This window comes from Pseudomonas sp. JE3303 (assembly GCF_056312565.1).
In genome coordinates this window covers 162,724-180,720 of record NZ_JBWGIF010000001.1, presented here as the reverse complement: position 1 = coordinate 180,720, position 17,997 = coordinate 162,724, and the positions used below count along the sequence as shown (strand labels likewise).

Below are 17,997 nucleotides of genomic sequence, written 5' to 3'. Positions count from 1 at the left end.
GCTCGCCGCCTCTCTGGCCTGTAACAGCATACCTAACGTGCCGTACGAAACCCCGCAAGCAGCCGCTGTCGCGTGGCTGCCGTATTCAGAGCTGGCTGCCGACGTCGACCAGCCGACCCTCGACTGGCTGTTCGACGAGGGCTCCCTGACCCGCCGCCTGACGCGCCTGTCCAATGATCGTTTCTCGGTTACCCCGCTCTGCGAGGGCTGGCAGCCGCTGCGTGATGACGAGTGCCTGACGCTCGGCCTGCTACCAGGCGAGGAAGGCTGGGTACGCGAAGTGTACCTGCGTGGCGATGGCCAGCCGTGGATCTTCGCCCGCAGCGTGGCGGCCCGCAGCGCGCTGTTGCGTGGCGGCCTGGACCTCGAGGCCTTGGGCAGCCGGTCGCTGGGCGAGCTGCTGTTCTGCGATCAGGCGTTCACCCGCCATCCTATCGAGGTGTGCAGTTATCCACAGCCCTGGCTACCCGCGGATGCGCGCCGCGAAGGGCTTTGGGGGCGCCGCTCGCGCTTCGAACGCGAAGGCTTGAGCCTGCTGGTGGCAGAAGTGTTCCTGCCTGCCTTGTGGCAGACGGCGTCCTTGCCGGAGATCCGCTGATGTACGTGCAACTGCTCAAGTCGCTCAGCCGCCTGCATCCCCGCGCCTGGGACTTCATCCAGCTGAGCCGGATGGACCGCCCGATCGGCATCTACCTGCTGCTGTGGCCTACCCTTTCGGCCGTGTGGATCGCCGGTGGCGGGGCACCAACCCTGGCCAACGTGCTGATCTTCGGCCTCGGCGTGGTGCTGATGCGCGCCGCAGGTTGCGCCATCAATGACTTCGCCGACCGCAAGGTCGACGGCCACGTCAAGCGCACCGCCGACCGGCCCCTGGCGAGCGGCCGGATCAAGCCGCGCGAGGCGCTGGTGCTGTTCGCGATCCTGCTGGGGATGAGCTTCCTGCTGGTGCTGTGCACCAATAGCCGTACGGTGTTGCTGTCTTTCGGCGCCGTGGCGCTGGCCGCTTGCTACCCCTTCATGAAACGCTACACCTATTACCCGCAAGTGGTGCTTGGCGCCGCGTATTCGTGGGGAATCCCCATGGCTTTCACGGCGGCGGGCGGCGAACTGCCGGCCAGCGCCTGGCTGCTGTACATCGCCAACCTGCTGTGGACAGTGGGTTACGACACCTACTACGCGATGGTCGACCGCGACGACGACCTCAAGATCGGCGTGAAATCCACGGCGATCCTGTTTGGCGAGGCCGACCGAGCCATCATTCTGAGCTTGCAGATGCTCTCGCTGGGGTGCCTGCTGCTCGCGGGCAGCCAGTTCGAGTTGGGTGGGTGGTTCCATCTGGGGTTGCTTGCTGCGGCCGCATGCTTTGCATGGGAGTTCTGGTCGACGCGCGGGCTGGACCGGGATTCGTGCTTCAAGGCGTTCCTGCACAACCATTGGGCAGGATTGCTGATTTTTGCAGGAGTAGTGCTCGACTACGCATTGAGTTGAATGCTGGGGGCGCACCGCACCCCCAGACACCTCACCTCACGGCTTGGCCAGGTGCCACACATCCTTCATGCCGTCGCCCGTGGTATCGCCCGCCTTCTTGTCCTTGATGAAGGTATACAGCGGCTTGCCACCATAGGCCCACTGCATCACACCGTCGTCGCGCCGTACCTGGGTCCACTTGCCCTTGGCGGCCTCGTCACCCGGCTTGACCAGCAGCGGTGGCCAGTTCTTGGCGCATTCACCGTTGCACGCCGACTTGTTTTCGGCGTCCTTGTCGAATGTATACAAGGCCATGCCGGCATGATCGACCCACATGCCGTTCTTTTCCTCGGCGTGGTGGGCCGAGGCCACCCCCGGTAATGCCAGCACCGCGAAAAGAGCCAACCAGTTCAGCGAATTTCGAGCCATTGGATTCACCGTTTTTCTCGGGAGGTGGGATTTTCAAGCCTAGCTCAGTAACCGATAGTTGCTACAACGTCACCTGACCTGTCACACGACTGCAATAATTCCGTTATCTAATGCGGGCCAAAGACCCAGATTCCAGGAGAGGTATCGAGCATGGTAGGCAGGAACATTCTGATCGTTGACGATGAAGCGCCCATTCGCGAAATGATCGCCGTTGCATTGGAAATGGCCGGCTATGACTGCCTGGAAGCCGAGAACTCGCAACAGGCCCACGCCATCATCGTCGACCGCAAGCCTGACCTGATCCTGCTCGACTGGATGCTCCCGGGCACCTCGGGCATCGAGCTGGCCCGACGCTTGAAGCGCGACGAGCTGACCGGTGATATCCCGATCATCATGCTCACTGCCAAGGGTGAGGAAGACAACAAGATCCAGGGCCTGGAAGTCGGCGCCGACGACTACATCACCAAGCCGTTCTCGCCCCGCGAGCTGGTGGCCCGTCTCAAGGCCGTGCTGCGCCGCGCGGGTCCTAGCGACACCGAAGCGCCGATCGAGGTGGGCGGCCTGCTGCTCGATCCGATCAGCCACCGCGTGACCATCGATGGCAAGCCGGCCGAGATGGGGCCCACCGAGTACCGTCTGCTGCAGTTTTTCATGACCCACCAGGAACGGGCCTACACCCGTGGGCAGCTGCTCGACCAGGTCTGGGGCGGCAACGTGTATGTCGAGGAGCGCACGGTGGACGTGCATATCCGTCGCTTGCGCAAGGCATTGGGTGAGGCCTACGAGAATCTGGTACAAACCGTCCGGGGCACGGGCTACCGTTTTTCGACCAAGAGCTGATCATAGCTGCGAGCGATACGCTGCAAGCCGCTGTACAAGGACCGTAAATTGAACCAGAACTGGCACGCGACCCTGATTCGTCACATGCTGCTGCTGATCACTGTCTGCTTGCTGGGCGGGCTGGTCACTGGCCATTATGGCTGGAGCCTCACCGCAGGCCTGGCGCTCTACCTGGGCTGGACCCTCAAGCAACTGCTGCGCCTGCACGAATGGCTGCGCCATCACAAGCCCGACCAGCCTCCGCCCGACGGCTACGGTCTCTGGGGCGAGGTATTCGACAGCATCTACCACCTGCAGCGCCGCGACCAACGTGTGCGTGGGCGCCTGCAGGCTGTGATCGACCGCGTACAGGAGTCCACCGCGGCCCTGCGCGATGCGGTGATCATGCTCGACAGCGACGGCAACCTTGAATGGTGGAACCGCGCCGCGGAAACCCTGCTGGGCCTGAAGACTCCTCAGGATGGTGGCCAGCCCGTGACCAACCTGGTGCGCCACCCGCGCTTCAAGGAGTATTTCGAGCAGGAAAACTATGTCGAGCCCCTGGAAATCCCATCGCCAATCAACGACCGCCTACGGGTGCAGCTGCATATAACCCGCTACGGCAACAACGAGCACCTGATGCTGGTGCGTGACGTGACCCGCATCCACCAGCTCGAGCAGATGCGCAAGGATTTCGTCGCCAACGTGTCCCATGAGCTGCGTACACCGCTGACGGTGATCACCGGCTACCTGGAAACCCTGCTGGACAACGTCGAAGCGGTCAATCCGCGCTGGGTCCGTGCGTTGCAACAGATGCACCAGCAAGGCGACCGCATGCAGACGTTGCTCAACGACTTGCTGCTGCTGGCCAAGCTCGAAGCCACCGACTACCCCTCCGACAACCAGCCCGTGGTCATCGACGCGCTGCTGCAGTCGGTAAAAAGCGATGCTCAGGCCCTCTCCGGGCAGCGCAATCAGCGCATTACTCTGGACGCCGAACCCGGCATCCGCCTGAAGGGAAGCGAGGCGGAGCTGCGCAGCGCCTTCTCGAACCTGGTCTTCAATGCCGTGAAGTACACCCAGGACGAAGGGCAGATTCGTATCCGCTGGTGGACCGACGGCCAGGGCGCCCACCTGAGCGTGCAGGATTCAGGCATGGGCATCGATGCCAAGCACCTGTCGCGCCTTACCGAACGCTTCTACCGGGTCGATTCGAGCCGCGCTTCCAATACCGGCGGCACGGGCCTGGGCCTGGCCATCGTCAAGCATGTGCTGCTGCGCCACCGCGGGCGCCTGGAGATCAGCAGCGTGCCCGGCCATGGCAGCACCTTTACCTGCCACTTCGCCCCCGTGCAGATAGTTGGCGACAAGACCGCCTGATCCACAGCCCTTTGCAATTGCGGCGCCAGCCGCTACATTGGCGCTCTTGTGCCAGCGGATGCTGGCACCGCTTTTTTCCCTTTTCCTGAAGACGGACCCCGTAAAACTCCATCATGGACCCTTCCCCTGGTATCAGCTTCTCCTCGCTTTTTGCCGATTTCGGCATGATTCTTTTTGCACTTCTCCTCGTGCTGCTCAACGGATTCTTCGTTGCGGCCGAGTTTGCCATGGTCAAGCTCCGCTCGACCCGGGTGGACTCGATCGCCGAGCTGCATGGCTGGCGCGGCAGCATCCTGCGCAAGGTGCACAACCAGCTCGACGCCTACCTCTCGGCCTGCCAGCTGGGTATCACCCTCGCCTCCCTGGGCCTGGGCTGGGTCGGCGAGCCGGCCTTCGCCCACCTGCTCGAGCCACTGCTCGCAGCGTTGGGGGTGGATTCACCGGAAGTGATCAAGGGCGTCTCGTTCTTTACCGCGTTCTTCGTGATCTCCTACCTGCACATCGTGGTCGGTGAGCTGGCGCCCAAGTCGTGGGCGATCCGCAAGCCCGAGCTGCTGTCACTGTGGACGGCCGTGCCGCTGTACCTGTTCTACTGGGCAATGTACCCGGCCATCTACCTGCTCAACGCCAGCGCCAACGCCATCCTGCGTGTTGCCGGTCAAGGCGAGCCAGGGCCACACCACGAGCACCACTACAGCCGGGATGAGCTCAAGCTGATCCTGCATTCGAGCCGTGGCCAGGACCCGAGCGACCAAGGCATGCGCGTGCTCGCCTCGGCCGTCGAGATGGGTGAGCTCGAGGTGGTCGACTGGGCCAACTCCCGCGAGGACATGATCAGCCTGGACGCTCATGCGCCGCTCAAGGAGATCCTCGCGATGTTCCGTCGGCACAAGTTCAGCCGTTACCCGGTGTTCGACAACGTACGTGGCGAATACACAGGTCTCTTGCACATCAAGGACCTGCTGCTGGAACTGGCCGAACCCGACCATGTTCCACAGACCCTGGACCTGGGCGAGCTCATCCGCCCGCTTGAGCGCGTGTCCCGGCACATGCCGCTGTCGCAGTTGCTTGAGCAGTTCCGCAAGGGCGGCGCGCACTTTGTTCTGGTCGAGGAAGCCGACGGCAAGGTCATCGGCTACCTGACCATGGAAGACGTGCTCGAAGTGCTGGTGGGCGACATCCAGGACGAACACCGCAAGGCCGAGCGGGGCATCCTGGCGTACCAGCCGGGCAAGCTGCTGGTGCGTGGCGACACGCCGCTGTTCAAGGTCGAGCGTCTGCTGGGCCTGGACCTGGACCATATCGAGGCAGAAACCCTTGCAGGCCTGGTGTACGAAACGCTCAAGCGCGTACCCGAGGAAGAGGAAGTGCTGGAGGTCGAAGGCTTGCGGATCATCATCAAGAAGATGAAAGGACCGAAGATCGTGCTGGCCAAGGTGCTCAAGCTCGACTGACCGGTCGCTCCTGCAGGTGTCATGGATTGCCGGCAGTAAAGTCCGGCAATGGGGCCAGGGGCCGCTCGAACTGGTAGGGGATCGACTCCATCGCCAGGCCGACAGCGCGTTGCACTACGAAATGCAGGTGCGGCCCGCTGCTGCGGCCAGTATTGCCCGACCTCGCCAGCAACTCCCCTTGCGCTACCCGCTGGCCCTCGCCTACCGCCACCGAGCCCTGCATCAGGTGCAGGTACACGCCCATGGTGCCGTCGGGGTGCAGGATCCTCACGAAGTTGCCTGAAGGGTGCGTGCCGCGCCCGACCTGAAGGTTCTCCGTCTTGATCACCACGCCGCCACGCGCTGCGATGATCGGCGTGCCTTCGGGCATGGCGATGTCCATTGCGTAGCGTCCCTCGCGGGTGAAATGGCTGTAGCCACCCAGGGGGCCCTGGGACAGCCGAAACGGCCCGCCGCGCCATGGGTAGCGATAACGGAACCCATGTGGCCGTTTGGCCGACCCGCCCGGGATCGCCGGGCGAAAGGAGAATGCCTTGGCGCCAGGGGCGGGCTTGTCGGAATAGGTCACCACGCCCTGCGCGTCTGTGGTCTTGTAGATAGTCACGGCCAGGCTTGGCGCCGAGGCCATGAGCAACAGACAGAACAGCAGCGCAGGTGCTGGCATGGTCGTAGCTGCCTGGCGGATTCGATCTTTCGAAGCCTAGCAGGCGATTTTCCCGGCAGGACAGCAAGTGATCGGCGGCGCTTGCGTACTCTGGATTACGCGCCTGGTACGAAATGCTTCTGCGCGGTTCCGCGGGCAATCAGGCGCGACAGGTAATCGAGCTTCTGCGCATCCTGATCGACAAACTTGAAGGTCAGCTGCAACCAATCGCTATCAGGCTTGGGTTCGAGCGCCGCGACCGCATGCAGGTAACCGTTGAGCCGGGCGATTTCCGCTTGCTCGCCCTGCTCAAGATCCAGCACGGCACCTTCGAGCACTTGGGGCAGTACTTCGCCGCGACGCACCACCAACAGCGCTTCCTTGAGGCTCAGGGCCTTGATCACGCAAGGCTGTGTGCCGCTGGACAAGCGCAGCTGCCCCTGTCCCCGGCCGGCTGGCGCTGCAGCTGCAGGCCTGACTGCAGCGCGCGGGGCCGCAACAGTCGGACTTGCCTTGACGGTCTCCGCCCGCCCGCCGGTCAGTGCATTGAGCGAATCGTTGGCAAACGCCGAGTTGATCCGCGCCGGGCCGTGGGCGACAAGGCTGTCGAGCTTGCCAGCACGGGCAAGGGCTTTCTTGACCTTGGTCAGCAACTGCTCGTTGGTGAACGGCTTGCCGACGAAGTCCGAGACACCGGCCTGGATTGCCTGCACCACGTTCTCCTTGTCGCCACGGCTGGTCACCATGATGAACTGCAGCGCTTTCATCGAGGGCTGTTCGCGGCACCAGGTCAACAGCTCCAGGCCGGACATTTCTGGCATTTCCCAGTCGCACAACACCAGGTCGAAGCTTTCGCGGGACAGCAAGGCCTGGGCCTTGCGGCCGTTGACGGCGTCCTCGAGCGCCATGCCCGGGAAGGCATTGCGCAGGCACTTCTTCACCAGGTCACGGATGAAGGGCGCATCATCCACAACCAGCACATTGACTTTACTCATCGCCACTCCTCTTGAATCCCGACTGCAGCGCAAACGAAAAGCCCGGCCAAAGGCCGGGCGTCGATGCTCGGGGGGCAGCTCTATTTATCGTCCGGAGACGCAGGAACATTAGCGATTTCGGCATCTGTTTCGCGGGTGCCTTCAACTTCGGCCTTCATTCGCTTGAGGCCCAGGTGACGTACGTCTGTACCGCGCACCAGGTAGATCACCAGTTCCGAGATGTTTCGCGCGTGGTCGCCGATACGTTCCAGGGAGCGCAGTGCCCAGATCACGCTGAGCACACGCGAGATCGAGCGCGGGTCTTCCATCATGTAGGTCACGAGCTCGCGCAGGGCAGTCTTGTACTCGCGGTCGATGGTCTTGTCGTACTGAGCCACCGACAGGGCCAGGTCGGCATCGAAACGGGCAAACGCGTCCAGCGCGTCGCGGACCATGTTGCGTACCTGGTCGCCGATATGCCGCACTTCGACATAGCCACGGGGCGACTCGCCCTCTTCGCAGAGCTGGATGGCGCGGCGGGCGATCTTGGTCGACTCGTCGCCAATGCGCTCCAGGTCGATCACCGACTTGGAAATGCTGATGATCAGACGCAGGTCGGAGGCCGCTGGCTGGCGACGGGCAAGAATGCGCACGCATTCCTCGTCGATGTTGCGTTCCATCTGGTTGATCTGTTCATCGACATCACGCACCTGCTGCGCCAGGCCCGAGTCGGCCTCGATCAGCGCGGTGACCGCGTCGTTGACCTGCTTCTCGACCAAGCCACCCATCGCCAGGAGGTGGCTGCGCACCTCCTCGAGCTCGGCGTTGAACTGCTGGGAGATGTGATGGGTAAGGCTGTCTTTGTTGATCATGCTTTCGCTCCGCGAAGAAGCTTCAAGGTGCAAGCTTCAAGCTTCAAGTTTGTCCGTGTCGTGCCTGGAATTCGTGCTCGCCGCCGTTCTTGCAGCTCGCAGCTTGACGCTTGCTGCTGCCCCTAGCCATAGCGACCGGTGATGTAGTCTTCGGTCTGCTTCTTGGCCGGGTTGGTGAACAGCGTATCGGTGTCGCCGAATTCGATCAGTTTGCCCATGTACATGAACGCGGTGTAGTCCGAGACCCGCGCCGCCTGCTGCATGTTGTGGGTCACGATGACGATGGTGTACTTGGATTTCAACTCGTAGATCAGTTCTTCGACCTTCAGGGTCGAGATCGGGTCGAGTGCCGAGCAGGGTTCGTCGAGCAGCAGCACTTCGGGCTCCACCGCGATGGTACGGGCGATCACCAGACGCTGCTGCTGGCCACCGGACAGACCGAGCGCCGACTCATGCAGACGGTCCTTGACCTCGTCCCAGAGCGCCGCACCCTTGAGTGCCCACTCCACGGCTTCATCGAGCACGCGCTTCTTGTTGATGCCCTGGATGCGCAGGCCGTAGACCACGTTTTCGTAGATGGTCTTGGGGAACGGGTTGGGCTTCTGGAACACCATGCCCACCCGGCGACGCAGCTCGGCCACGTCTTCGCCCTTGCGGTAGATGTTGTGGCCATACAGGTTGATCGCACCATCGACGCGGCAGCCATCGACCAGGTCGTTCATGCGGTTGAAGGTCCGCAGCAAGGTCGACTTGCCGCAGCCGGACGGGCCGATGAAGGCGGTCACGCGCTGCTTGGGGATGTTCATGCTGACGTCGAACAGCGCCTGCTTGTCGCCGTAGTACAGGCTCAGGCCAGGCACTTCGATGGCGACGGTTTCTTCGGCCAGGCGCAGGCTCTGCTTGTCGCGGCCCAGGGCAGACATGTCGATGCCGTGGGTATGAGTGTCGTGTTGCATGGTCTTACTCCGTTCGTAGCTGCAAGCTTCGAGCTGCAAGCTGCAAGTTGGGGCAAAGCGGCGTGCAGGGTGCCGCTTGTGGCTTATAGCTTGTGGATCAGCTGTCCAGCGCCTTGTACTTCTCGCGCAGGTGGTTACGGATCCAGACCGCCGAGAGGTTGAGCGTGGCGATGACCATCACCAGCAACAGCGCAGTGGCGTATACCAGCGGCCGCGCGGCCTCGACGTTCGGGCTCTGGAAGCCGACGTCGTAGATGTGGAAGCCCAGGTGCATGATCTTCTGGTCAAGGTGCAGGTACGGGTAGTTGCCGTCCAGCGGCAGCGAAGGTGCCAGCTTGACCACGCCCACCAGCATCAGCGGAGCGACTTCGCCCGCCGCGCGGGCCACGGCCAGGATCATGCCGGTCATCATTGCCGGGCTTGCCATCGGCAGCACGATTTTCCAGAGGGTCTCCGCCTTGGTCGCGCCGAGGGCCAGGGAGCCTTCGCGTACGGTCCGCGGGATCCGTGCCAGGCCTTCTTCGGTGGCGACGATCACCACCGGTACCGCCAGCAGCGCCAGGGTCAGCGAGGCCCACAGCAGACCTGGAGTACCGAGGGTCGGTGCCGGCAGGGCTTCAGGGAAGAACAACCGGTCGAGCGAGCCGCCCAGCACATAGACGAAGAAGCCCAGGCCAAACACGCCGTATACGATCGCAGGGACACCGGCCAGGTTGTTGACCGCGATGCGGATCAGGCGGGTAACCGGGCCCTGGCGGGCATATTCACGCAGGTATATCGCGGCCAGCACGCCGAACGGGGTGACGATGACAGCCATGATCAGGGTCATCATGACCGTGCCGAAGATAGCGGGGAAAATACCGCCCTCGGTGTTGGCTTCACGTGGATCGTCGCTCAGGAACTCCCAGATCTTGGCGAAATAGGTGCCAAGCTTGGTGAAGTTGCCCATGGCATTCGGCTGGTAGGCATGGACCACTTTATCGAGGTTGATCTCGATCTCGCGGCCGTTGCCATCACGCGCCACCAGGCTGTCGCGGCTGAAGTCACTGTGCAGGTCACCCAGGCGCTCTTCGATGGCCTTGTAGCGGCTGTTGAGCGCGGCGCGCTCGGCTTCGATATCAGCCTGCGCGATAGCATCCAGCTTGCCGTCCAGCTCAAGCTTGCGGGTCTTCAGGCGCAGGCGTTCAAGGCCGTGGTTGATGGCTCCGATGTCTTTCTTTTCGAGGTTCTGCAGTTCGCCCGCAAGCTTGCTGGTGCGCGCCAGGCGCGTCTGCAGTTCGGTCCAGGCGGCCTGCCCTTCGGCGACCACCTGGCCATTCTGCTTGACGCTGACCAGGTAGCCATAGAAGTTGCCCCACTCGCGGCGCTCCAGGGCAATCAGGTCGACCGGGGTCTTCTGATCGACCAGCCAGTCACCGACCACCCAACTGAAGTCGCTGCCATTGAGGTCGCGGTTACCGACCTTGACCAGCTCGCGGGTCATGAACTCCGGGCCGTCATCAGGCACCGGCAAGCCGGCACCCTTCAGGCGCGCCAGCGGTACTTGCTCCTTCTGCACCACTTCGCCGACGACGACATGGTCAGCCTGGCCAGGCACCTTGTAGGTGGCCTGGATCAGGTCGGCGGGCCAGAAGTGGCCCAGGCCGCGGACGGCGATCACAGCAAGCAGACCCACGGTCATGATGACGGCGATGGCGACTGCGCCACCGCTCATCCAGACACCGGGGGCGCCGCTCTTGAACCAGCCCTTGAGGGAATCCTTTTTCACGGATCTCTACCTTTCTATCAAAGCGACGAGTATTTCTTGCGCAGACGCTGGCGAATCAGCTCGGCCAAGGTGTTCATCACGAAGGTGAACATCAGCAGCACAAGCGCTGCGAGGAACAGCACGCGGTAGTGGCTGCCGCCGACTTCCGACTCAGGCATTTCCACTGCTACGTTGGCGGCCAGGGTGCGCATGCCTTCGAACAGGTTCATCTCCATGACCGGGGTGTTGCCGGTGGCCATCAGCACGATCATGGTTTCGCCGACTGCGCGGCCCATGCCGATCATCAGTGCAGAGAAGATGCCCGGGCTGGCGGTCAGGATGACCACGCGGGTCAGGGTCTGCCAAGGCGTGGCACCCAATGCCAGGGAGCCCAGGGTCAGGCTGCGCGGCACGCTGAACACGGCGTCTTCGGCGATGGAGTAGATATTCGGGATGACCGCGAAGCCCATGGCGATACCCACCACCAATGCGTTGCGCTGGTCGTAGGTGATGCCCAGGTCGTTGGTGATCCAGAGGCGCATGTCACCGCCGAAGAACCAGGTCTCGAGGAACGGGCTCATGGTCAGCGCTAACCAGCCGGTGAACAGGATCACCGGGATCAGGATCGCCGCTTCCCAGCCGTCCGGTACCCGCAGGCGCAGCGACTCTGGCAGGCGGCTCCAGGCAAAGCCAGCCACGAGGATGCCGATCGGCATCAGCATGAACAGGCTGAATACGCCCGGCAGGTGGCCTTCAAGATAGGGTGCCAGGAACAGACCGGCGAAGAATCCGAGGATGACCGTTGGCATGGCTTCCATCAGCTCGATCACCGGCTTGACCTTGCGGCGCATGCCGGGGGCCATGAAGTAGGCGGTGTAGATGGCGGCGGCGATGGCCAGCGGCGCTGCGAGAATCATCGCGTAGAACGCGGCCTTGAGCGTGCCGAAGGTCAATGGCGACAGGCTCAGCTTGGGTTCGAAGTCGGTGTTGGAGGCGGTCGACTGCCAGACGTACTTGGGTTCGTCGTAGTTCTCGTACCAGACCTTGCTCCACAGCGCGCTCCAGGACACCTCAGGGTGTGGGTTGCGCAGGCTCAGCGGCTGCAGTTTGCCACCTTCCTCGATGAGGATGCGGTTGGCACGCGGCGAAAACGCCAGTACGCCAGCGCCTTCGGTGGCCTGCTCGACCAGCAGGGTACGGTGGGCGGTGCTGTGGAACACGCCGAGCTTGCCGTCGTTGTCCAGGGCAATGAAACCCTTGCGACGCTCCTCGGCATCGATCTGGGCGATCGGCGCGTTGCCCATCTGGAACGAGCGGATATGCTTGAAGCGCTGCTCGCCATCGGGGTCGCGGGCCATGAACCACTGCTGCAGGCCACCCTTGGAGTCACCGAAGATCAGCGAGATGCCGCCCACCAACTGACCGCTGGCGGTGATCTGTGCCTGGCCGTCGTCCAGCAACTTGTAGCGGCCATTGAGACTGTTGTCGCGCAGGCTGAACACGTCTGCCTGGGCGCGGCCGTTGACCACGTACAACCACTGCTGGCGGGGATCGATGAAGATCGACTTCACGGTCTCGGTCATCTGCGGGAGGTCGATACGCTTCTGCTCGGTGCTGACTTCGCCGGTCATCATGTTTTCTTCGCGCGCCAGCGACATGACCTGCAGGTGCGAGCCGGTGGAGCCGGCGACCACCAGGGTCTCGCCGTTGACGTTCAGGCTCACGTGCTCAAGCGCGCGGCCCTGCTCGTCCAGGTTGAAGGGCTCCTGGCCGTAGGGGTAGCCGATGTCGGCGGTGATGGTCTTCTTGTTGTCGGGGTAGGTGATCTTGTAGGTGTGATTGAACACCAGCGCCTGGCCGTTGCTCAGGCCCAGGACCACCAGCGAGCTGCCCGGCTGGTCGGTGCCGATCGAGCTGACCTGGGTACCAGTTGGCAGCGGCAGGTCGACTCGCTTGATCTCGGCAGCAGTCTTGGTATCGAAGAACAATGCCTGTCCCTTGTCGGACACACGCATCCCCACAAGATTCTGCTCTTCAAGCGCAATCAGCAGCGGCTTGCCGGCATCCTGCTGCAGCCAGGTTGGCTCCAGGGCCTTCTTGCTGGTCAACTCGGCGCCCTGGAACAGCGGCAGCACCACGTAGGCCAGGTAGAAGAAGATCAGGGTAATGGCTGCCAGCACGGCAAGCCCGCCCACCAGCACGTACCAGCGGGTGAAGCGATCCTTGAACGCGCGTATGCGGCGCTTGCGTTGAAGTTCCGGCGTATTGAAATCAATCCGCGCGGGAGGAGAATTTTGGGTCATGGTGGAGTTGGCCAGATCATTCATGCGCACACCCTAGCGGTCCCGTATTACAAAAACATGACAATGCAGTGACGCAAGAAAGCCCGCCGCTCAGGGGACCTGGCCACGGACTGCAATTTGTAGGCGATGACTGGTTTCGGCCAGCCATCGCCCGATGACGCTTAGTGCTTGGCGATGTTCGCCGATTGCTCCAGGCCCAGGTCAGCCAGTGCCTTGGCGGCAACCTTGGCTGGCAGTGGGATGTAGCCATCTTTCACCACGACTTGCTGGCCTGCCTGGGACAGGACCAGTTTCACGAACTCGGCTTCCAGCGGGGCCAGAGGCTTGTTCGGTGCCTTGTTGATGTAGACGTAGAGGAAACGCGACAGCGGGTAGGTGCCGTTCAGGGCGTTGGATTCGTTGTCTTCAACGAACTCGGCGCCTTCCTTCTTGGCCAGAGGCACGGTCTTGACGCTGGCGGTCTTGTAGCCGATGCCCGAGTAGCCGATGCCGTTCAGCGAGCTGCTGATCGACTGCACGACCGAAGCCGAGCCAGGCTGCTCGTTGACGTTAGGCTTGAAGTCGCCTTTGCACAGGGCTTCTTCCTTGAAGTAGCCGTAGGTGCCCGACACCGAGTTGCGGCCGAACAGCTGCACTGGCTTGTTGGCCAGGTCGCCGGTCACGCCCAGGTCACCCCAGGTCTTGACGTCAGCCTTGGCGCCGCACAGGCGGGTAACGGAGAAGATCGCGTCGACCTGGGCCATGGTCAGGCCCTTGATCGGGTTGTCCTTGTGCACGAACACAGCCAGGGCGTCGACGGCAACCGGGATGGCGGTAGGCTTGTAGCCATACTTCTGCTCGAACGCCTGCAGCTCGACGTCCTTCATCTTGCGGCTCATCGGGCCCAGGTTGGCGGTGCCTTCGGTCAGCGCGGGTGGCGCGGTGGAAGAGCCGGCAGCCTGGATCTGGATGTTTACGTTCGGGTATTCCTTCTTGTAGGCCTCGGCCCACAGGGTCATCAGGTTGGCCAGGGTGTCGGAACCGACACTGGAGAGGTTGCCCGATACACCGGTGGTCTTGGTGTAGGTCGGGATGGCTGGGTCGACAGCGGCGACCGCATTGGCGGTAGCAACGCCAGCGGCGGCAAAGGTCAGGGCCGCCATCAAACGCTTCAGTTTCATGCCTTGCTCCTAGCACAGATAATTGGGTGTGAAGATAGAACGGGCCCAAGTATCTGCAGGCCGTATGAAGACTCTATGACTCGAATGTGACAATTGGATGAAAGGCCATCACCACTAAAGTGAGGTGGCCTTTACAGGATGTTGCGAGGGCGATGGCAGAGGGGGTGTCAGCGTTTTTTGGCGAGCAGGAACAGTCCTACGAACAGACCAATGGTGCAGATACCCGCCACATAATAAGCGGGCGCCATCGGACTGAACTTGAGCAGGGCTGTCACCACCATCGGCGTCAGGCCACCAAAGATGGCGTACGCCAGGTTGTAGGAAAACGACAGGCCACTGAACCGGACCACCGGTGGGAAGGCCTTGACCATCACGTAGGGCACGGCGCCCACGATGCCGACGCACAGGCCGGTCAGCGCATACATCGGGAACAGCAGTTCGGGATGGCTCCCCAGGGTGTGGTAGAAGGTCCATGACGAAGCCAGCAGCGCCAGGCTGCCGACCACGAAGATCCTGCCTGCCCCAAAGCGGTCGGCGAGGGAGCCGGCGAGGATACAGCCGATGCTCAGCAGCACGATGGCCAGGCTGTTGGCCAGCAGTGAATCTGTGGGGCTTACCTTGTACAGGCTCTGCAGCAGCGCAGGGGTCATCAGGATGATAACCACGATGCCCGCCGACAGCAGCCAGGTCAGCAGCATCGACAGCACGATGGCGCCACGATGATCACGCAACACCGCGCGCAGCGGCACTTCATCGGCCAGGGCCTTGCGTGCCTGCATCTCGGCGAACACCGGGGTTTCGTGCAGCCAGCGCCGCAGGTAGACCGCGAACAGCCCGAACACGCCGCCCAGCAGGAACGGGATACGCCAGGCGTAGTCGGCGACCTCTTCGGCGCTGTAGACCGAGTTGATCAACGTGGCCACCAGCGAGCCAAGCAGGATGCCCGAGGTGAGCCCCGCCGTGAGTGTGCCGCAGGCATAGCCGGTATTGCGCGCCGGCACGTGCTCGGACACGAACACCCAGGCCCCCGGCACTTCACCACCGATCGCCGCGCCCTGGATGACCCGCATCACCAGCAGCAGCAACGGTGCCCAGAGGCCGATCTGCGCGTAGGTAGGCAGCAGGCCCATGATCAGCGTCGGCACGGCCATCATGAAGATGCTCAAGGTGAACATCTTCTTGCGACCGAGCAGGTCGCCGAAGTGCGCCATGACGATGCCGCCGAGCGGTCGCGCCAGGTATCCGGCGGCGAAGATGCCAAAGGTCTGCATCAGGCGTAGCCATTCAGGCATGTCCGCCGGGAAAAACAGTTTGCCGACCACGGTCGCGAAGAAGACGAAGATGATGAAGTCGTAGAATTCCAGCGCCCCGCCGAGGGCGGACAACGACAACGTCTTGTAGTCACTGCGGGTCAATGGCCGCGATGGCTGTTCGGTACTGCTGGGCACGGAGGTCATCGGTGATCTCTTTTAGGTCATGCGGGCCGCTTGGGGCGCGGCTTCTGGCTTGTGGGCAGGTGAAGATAACAAATTGCCCGCCAAGGCTCATAGCGATACAAAACCGGACAGTTATTCGTCCTGGCACGGTCGTCGCTGCCGACACGGGACTATATACTGGCGCTTTGCAGGAAAATGTTGCGTCCCGGGTGGGATGTAGTGCGAAAGCGCCGGTCGGTATGCTCAGGCAGGCTCGCAATGTTTTCCTTGGGCCTGCGGCAAAGGGAAAACAGCGTAGTATGGTGCGGCTGAATCGTTTTTCACGGCGTGATCCTAACGCCAACTCAAAAAGCGTCACGGGTCAGAGGCCCCTCGGCATGATTGAACTCGAACAAGAAGATCCGATTCCCCAAGGCGACCTGGCCTTGCAGATCACCGCATTGCCTCGTGAAACCAATGGTTTCGGCGACATTTTTGGCGGCTGGCTGGTCGCCCAGATGGACCTGGCCGGTACGGCCATGGCGAGCCGAGTCGCGGGCGGCCGGGTTGCCACCGTGGCAATCGATCGCATGGCGTTCCTGGTACCCGTTGCGGTCGGTGCGCAGCTGTCCTTCTACACCCAGACCGTGGAGATCGGCCGCAGCTCGATCCAGATGATGGTCGAGGTGTGGAGCGACGACCCGCTGTCGAGCGAATGGCGCAAGGTCACCGAGGCGGTGTTCGTCTTCGTCGCCATCGACGGCAGTGGCCGCACCCGTTCTGTCCCTCGTCGCTGAGCGGTGGGCGCGGTAAACTCGTTGCCAGGCACAAGGTCCAAGGCCCTACGTCAAACCAACGAGACACGCGCATGGCTACCCCCAAGGTCGAAACGGAAAAACACGGCGAACTGAACTGCTGGCGCATTACCAGCGACCATGCCGAACTGCTGATCGCTCAGCAGGGCGCCCAGGTGCTGAGTTATCAGCGACTGGGGGAGCCACCGCTGCTGTGGTTGAGCGACGAGGCTATCTTCAAGCAGGGCAAATCCGTGCGTGCCGGGGTACCGGTGTGCTGGCCCTGGTTTGGCAACCTGCAGCGCAACCCTCCAGCCGTGCAGGCCATGTTCCGTGGCGAGCAGGCCCCGGCCCACGGGCTGGTTCGCGGCCGCGACTGGCAGTTGCAGGGTATCGATGGCGACGGCGATGCGGTGCGCATCGAGTTCAGTCTTCCCCAGGCCCAGGGCGACCTGCCTGGCTGGCCATACAACGTCGAGCTGAAGCTGGTGATCGAGCTGGGCGAGCGGCTCACCCTCACGCTCACCAGCTACAACCTGGGCAATGACCTCGTCACCATCAGTCAGGCGCTGCACAGCTACTTCGCGGTCAGCGACGTGCGCCATGCGCGAGTCGAGGGTGTGGACGGGCTTGGCTACATCGAGACCCTGGCAGACTGGGAGCAGCGTGAGCAGCAAGGGGACTTGGATTTTGCCGGGGAAACCGACCGGATCTACCTGCAAGCGCCAGCTGGCCTGGCGATTGTCGACCCGCACTGGAACCGGCGGATCACCTTGAACAGTACCGGCTCGCGCTCGGCGGTGATCTGGAACCCCTGGACCGACCGCGCCCGGGAGCTGCCGGACATGGCGGACGATGGCTGGCAGCGGATGTTGTGCATCGAGACGGCGAACGTGTGGGATGACGTAGTGACGCTCAAGCCTGGTGCAACACATGCGCTGAGCGTGACGATCGGCAGCGAGCCGCTCTGACCCCCTGTAGCGGCGGCGGGGACGCCGCCGCTACAGGTCTGCCTCTTCCACCACCCTCACCTTCCCCGCATCCAGCGCGTACGCCGCATCGGCGAGGTCATTGCTGACCTTTTCCACCTTCAGCGTTCCGCTGACCCACAGCGGGGTATAGATGTCGTCGATCTTCAAACCCCGGGGATAGCGCACCAGCACCAGCTGATTGGGCGGCGGTGGCGGGACGTGGATGCAGGCGCCCGGGTACGGCACCAGAAAGAACAGCGTGCTGTTGCCCTTGGCATCACTCTCCAGCGGCACCGGATAGCCGCCCAGGCGGATCTGCTTGCCGTTCATGGCAGCCACGGTCTTGGTCGAATACATCACCGCCGGCAGGCCCTTGCTCTGCTTGAGCCCGCCTTTGTCAGTAAAGGTGCCCATGGCCTCCGGGGAATCGTGGTCGATCTCGGGCATCTGCTCCAGCGCACGCTGGTCCGACATGGGCATCAGCTCGAGCCAGTCGGTTTCAGGAAGCTCGGCACAGGCCAGGCTGCTGGCTAACAGCAGGGGAATGATAAAAAACGCACGCATAAAAAAATGCTCGGCAACACGGAAAGGTTGCCGAGCATTCTAGCGTGCT

At 62.7% G+C, this 17,997-nt stretch carries 17 protein-coding genes; 7 read left to right on the top strand and 10 right to left on the bottom strand.

Features of this window, described 5'->3' with window-relative positions; translation table 11 throughout:
• The first annotated feature begins 37 nt into the window (after positions 1 to 37).
• Positions 38 to 598 carry a chorismate--pyruvate lyase family protein gene (locus AC0ZZU_RS00890; protein ID WP_476338341.1) on the top strand — a complete coding sequence of 187 codons (561 nt, stop codon included), beginning with the start codon at positions 38 to 40 and terminating at the stop codon, positions 596 to 598.
• Positions 598 to 1,488 (top strand): 4-hydroxybenzoate octaprenyltransferase, encoded by an 891-nt coding sequence (ubiA, locus tag AC0ZZU_RS00885; protein ID WP_476338340.1) that lies wholly within the window; start codon positions 598 to 600, stop codon positions 1,486 to 1,488. The genes AC0ZZU_RS00890 and ubiA overlap by 1 nt, the downstream gene beginning before the upstream one ends.
• Positions 1,489 to 1,524: 36 nt before the next feature.
• On the opposite strand, the gene AC0ZZU_RS00880 is transcribed toward ubiA, so the two are convergent.
• Positions 1,525 to 1,896 carry a COG4315 family predicted lipoprotein gene (locus tag AC0ZZU_RS00880; RefSeq protein ID WP_476338339.1) on the bottom strand — a complete coding sequence of 124 codons (372 nt, stop codon included), beginning with the start codon at positions 1,894 to 1,896 and terminating at the stop codon, positions 1,525 to 1,527.
• 150 nt (positions 1,897 to 2,046) lie between these two features.
• Here AC0ZZU_RS00880 and phoB point away from each other — a divergent pair, with 150 nt between their 5' ends.
• From phoB to AC0ZZU_RS00865, 3 genes are all read left to right on the top strand, one after another.
• A complete protein-coding gene (gene phoB, locus AC0ZZU_RS00875) occupies positions 2,047 to 2,736 on the top strand; it encodes a phosphate regulon transcriptional regulator PhoB (protein ID WP_324123096.1) in 690 nt (229 codons plus the stop codon).
• Positions 2,737 to 2,820: 84 nt separating this feature from the next.
• A complete protein-coding gene (gene phoR / locus AC0ZZU_RS00870; RefSeq protein WP_476339093.1) occupies positions 2,821 to 4,095 on the top strand; it encodes a phosphate regulon sensor histidine kinase PhoR in 1,275 nt (424 codons plus the stop codon).
• Between the two features lie 113 nt (positions 4,096 to 4,208).
• The gene (locus AC0ZZU_RS00865) at positions 4,209 to 5,549 is read left to right on the top strand and encodes a hemolysin family protein (RefSeq protein WP_476338338.1); all 1,341 of its coding nucleotides are present in this window, start codon (positions 4,209 to 4,211) and stop codon (positions 5,547 to 5,549) included.
• 19 nt (positions 5,550 to 5,568) lie between these two features.
• Here the strand turns inward: AC0ZZU_RS00865 and AC0ZZU_RS00860 are convergent, their stop codons facing one another.
• The 8 genes from AC0ZZU_RS00860 to AC0ZZU_RS00825 all read right to left on the bottom strand — a co-directional run bounded on the left by AC0ZZU_RS00860 (position 5,569) and on the right by AC0ZZU_RS00825 (position 15,661).
• Entirely contained in the window at positions 5,569 to 6,213 is a 645-nt protein-coding gene (locus AC0ZZU_RS00860) for a M23 family metallopeptidase (protein WP_476338337.1), read from the bottom strand.
• A gap of 95 nt (positions 6,214 to 6,308) precedes the next feature.
• Entirely contained in the window at positions 6,309 to 7,187 is an 879-nt protein-coding gene (locus AC0ZZU_RS00855; protein WP_476338336.1) for a response regulator, read from the bottom strand.
• 80 nt (positions 7,188 to 7,267) lie between these two features.
• The gene (gene phoU / locus AC0ZZU_RS00850) at positions 7,268 to 8,038 is read right to left on the bottom strand and encodes a phosphate signaling complex protein PhoU (protein ID WP_476338334.1); all 771 of its coding nucleotides are present in this window, start codon (positions 8,036 to 8,038) and stop codon (positions 7,268 to 7,270) included.
• Positions 8,039 to 8,160: 122 nt separating this feature from the next.
• Positions 8,161 to 8,994, bottom strand: coding sequence for a phosphate ABC transporter ATP-binding protein PstB (gene pstB / locus AC0ZZU_RS00845; RefSeq protein ID WP_476338332.1), 834 nt, complete (start codon positions 8,992 to 8,994; stop codon positions 8,161 to 8,163).
• 97 nt (positions 8,995 to 9,091) lie between these two features.
• A complete protein-coding gene (gene pstA / locus AC0ZZU_RS00840) occupies positions 9,092 to 10,708 on the bottom strand; it encodes a phosphate ABC transporter permease PstA (RefSeq protein WP_476339092.1) in 1,617 nt (538 codons plus the stop codon).
• Positions 10,709 to 10,779: 71 nt separating this feature from the next.
• Complete coding sequence (locus tag AC0ZZU_RS00835) at positions 10,780 to 13,068, bottom strand: ABC transporter permease subunit (RefSeq protein ID WP_476338330.1); 2,289 nt, start codon at positions 13,066 to 13,068, stop codon at positions 10,780 to 10,782.
• A 137-nt stretch (positions 13,069 to 13,205) separates the two neighbouring features.
• Positions 13,206 to 14,204 carry a phosphate ABC transporter substrate-binding protein PstS gene (locus AC0ZZU_RS00830; RefSeq protein WP_158460983.1) on the bottom strand — a complete coding sequence of 333 codons (999 nt, stop codon included), beginning with the start codon at positions 14,202 to 14,204 and terminating at the stop codon, positions 13,206 to 13,208.
• 167 nt (positions 14,205 to 14,371) lie between these two features.
• Positions 14,372 to 15,661 (bottom strand): MFS transporter, encoded by a 1,290-nt coding sequence (locus AC0ZZU_RS00825; RefSeq protein WP_476338328.1) that lies wholly within the window; start codon positions 15,659 to 15,661, stop codon positions 14,372 to 14,374.
• 356 nt (positions 15,662 to 16,017) lie between these two features.
• Here AC0ZZU_RS00825 and AC0ZZU_RS00820 point away from each other — a divergent pair, with 356 nt between their 5' ends.
• Positions 16,018 to 16,416 (top strand): acyl-CoA thioesterase, encoded by a 399-nt coding sequence (locus tag AC0ZZU_RS00820; RefSeq protein ID WP_101322846.1) that lies wholly within the window; start codon positions 16,018 to 16,020, stop codon positions 16,414 to 16,416.
• A 71-nt stretch (positions 16,417 to 16,487) separates the two neighbouring features.
• On the top strand, positions 16,488 to 17,384 hold the full coding sequence (locus AC0ZZU_RS00815; protein WP_476338327.1) for a D-hexose-6-phosphate mutarotase: 897 nt from the start codon (positions 16,488 to 16,490) through the stop codon (positions 17,382 to 17,384).
• Between the two features lie 30 nt (positions 17,385 to 17,414).
• On the opposite strand, the gene AC0ZZU_RS00810 is transcribed toward AC0ZZU_RS00815, so the two are convergent.
• Positions 17,415 to 17,948, bottom strand: coding sequence for a DUF3299 domain-containing protein (locus AC0ZZU_RS00810; RefSeq protein ID WP_476338326.1), 534 nt, complete (start codon positions 17,946 to 17,948; stop codon positions 17,415 to 17,417).
• Positions 17,949 to 17,997: the final 49 nt, after the last annotated feature.

Coding starts and splice junctions, on each gene's coding strand:
- ubiA (WP_476338340.1), top strand. CDS start 598: ATGTACGTGCAACTGCTCAAGTCGCTCAGCCGCCTGCATCCCCGCGCC.
- AC0ZZU_RS00880 (WP_476338339.1), bottom strand. CDS start 1,896: ATGGCTCGAAATTCGCTGAACTGGTTGGCTCTTTTCGCGGTGCTGGCA.
- phoB (WP_324123096.1), top strand. CDS start 2,047: ATGGTAGGCAGGAACATTCTGATCGTTGACGATGAAGCGCCCATTCGC.
- phoR (WP_476339093.1), top strand. CDS start 2,821: ATGCTGCTGCTGATCACTGTCTGCTTGCTGGGCGGGCTGGTCACTGGC.
- AC0ZZU_RS00865 (WP_476338338.1), top strand. CDS start 4,209: ATGGACCCTTCCCCTGGTATCAGCTTCTCCTCGCTTTTTGCCGATTTC.
- AC0ZZU_RS00860 (WP_476338337.1), bottom strand. CDS start 6,213: ATGCCAGCACCTGCGCTGCTGTTCTGTCTGTTGCTCATGGCCTCGGCG.
- AC0ZZU_RS00855 (WP_476338336.1), bottom strand. CDS start 7,187: ATGAGTAAAGTCAATGTGCTGGTTGTGGATGATGCGCCCTTCATCCGT.
- phoU (WP_476338334.1), bottom strand. CDS start 8,038: ATGATCAACAAAGACAGCCTTACCCATCACATCTCCCAGCAGTTCAAC.
- pstB (WP_476338332.1), bottom strand. CDS start 8,994: ATGCAACACGACACTCATACCCACGGCATCGACATGTCTGCCCTGGGC.
- pstA (WP_476339092.1), bottom strand. CDS start 10,708: ATGAGCGGTGGCGCAGTCGCCATCGCCGTCATCATGACCGTGGGTCTG.
- AC0ZZU_RS00835 (WP_476338330.1), bottom strand. CDS start 13,068: ATGAATGATCTGGCCAACTCCACCATGACCCAAAATTCTCCTCCCGCG.
- AC0ZZU_RS00830 (WP_158460983.1), bottom strand. CDS start 14,204: ATGAAACTGAAGCGTTTGATGGCGGCCCTGACCTTTGCCGCCGCTGGC.
- AC0ZZU_RS00825 (WP_476338328.1), bottom strand. CDS start 15,661: ATGACCTCCGTGCCCAGCAGTACCGAACAGCCATCGCGGCCATTGACC.
- AC0ZZU_RS00820 (WP_101322846.1), top strand. CDS start 16,018: ATGATTGAACTCGAACAAGAAGATCCGATTCCCCAAGGCGACCTGGCC.
- AC0ZZU_RS00815 (WP_476338327.1), top strand. CDS start 16,488: ATGGCTACCCCCAAGGTCGAAACGGAAAAACACGGCGAACTGAACTGC.
- AC0ZZU_RS00810 (WP_476338326.1), bottom strand. CDS start 17,948: ATGCGTGCGTTTTTTATCATTCCCCTGCTGTTAGCCAGCAGCCTGGCC.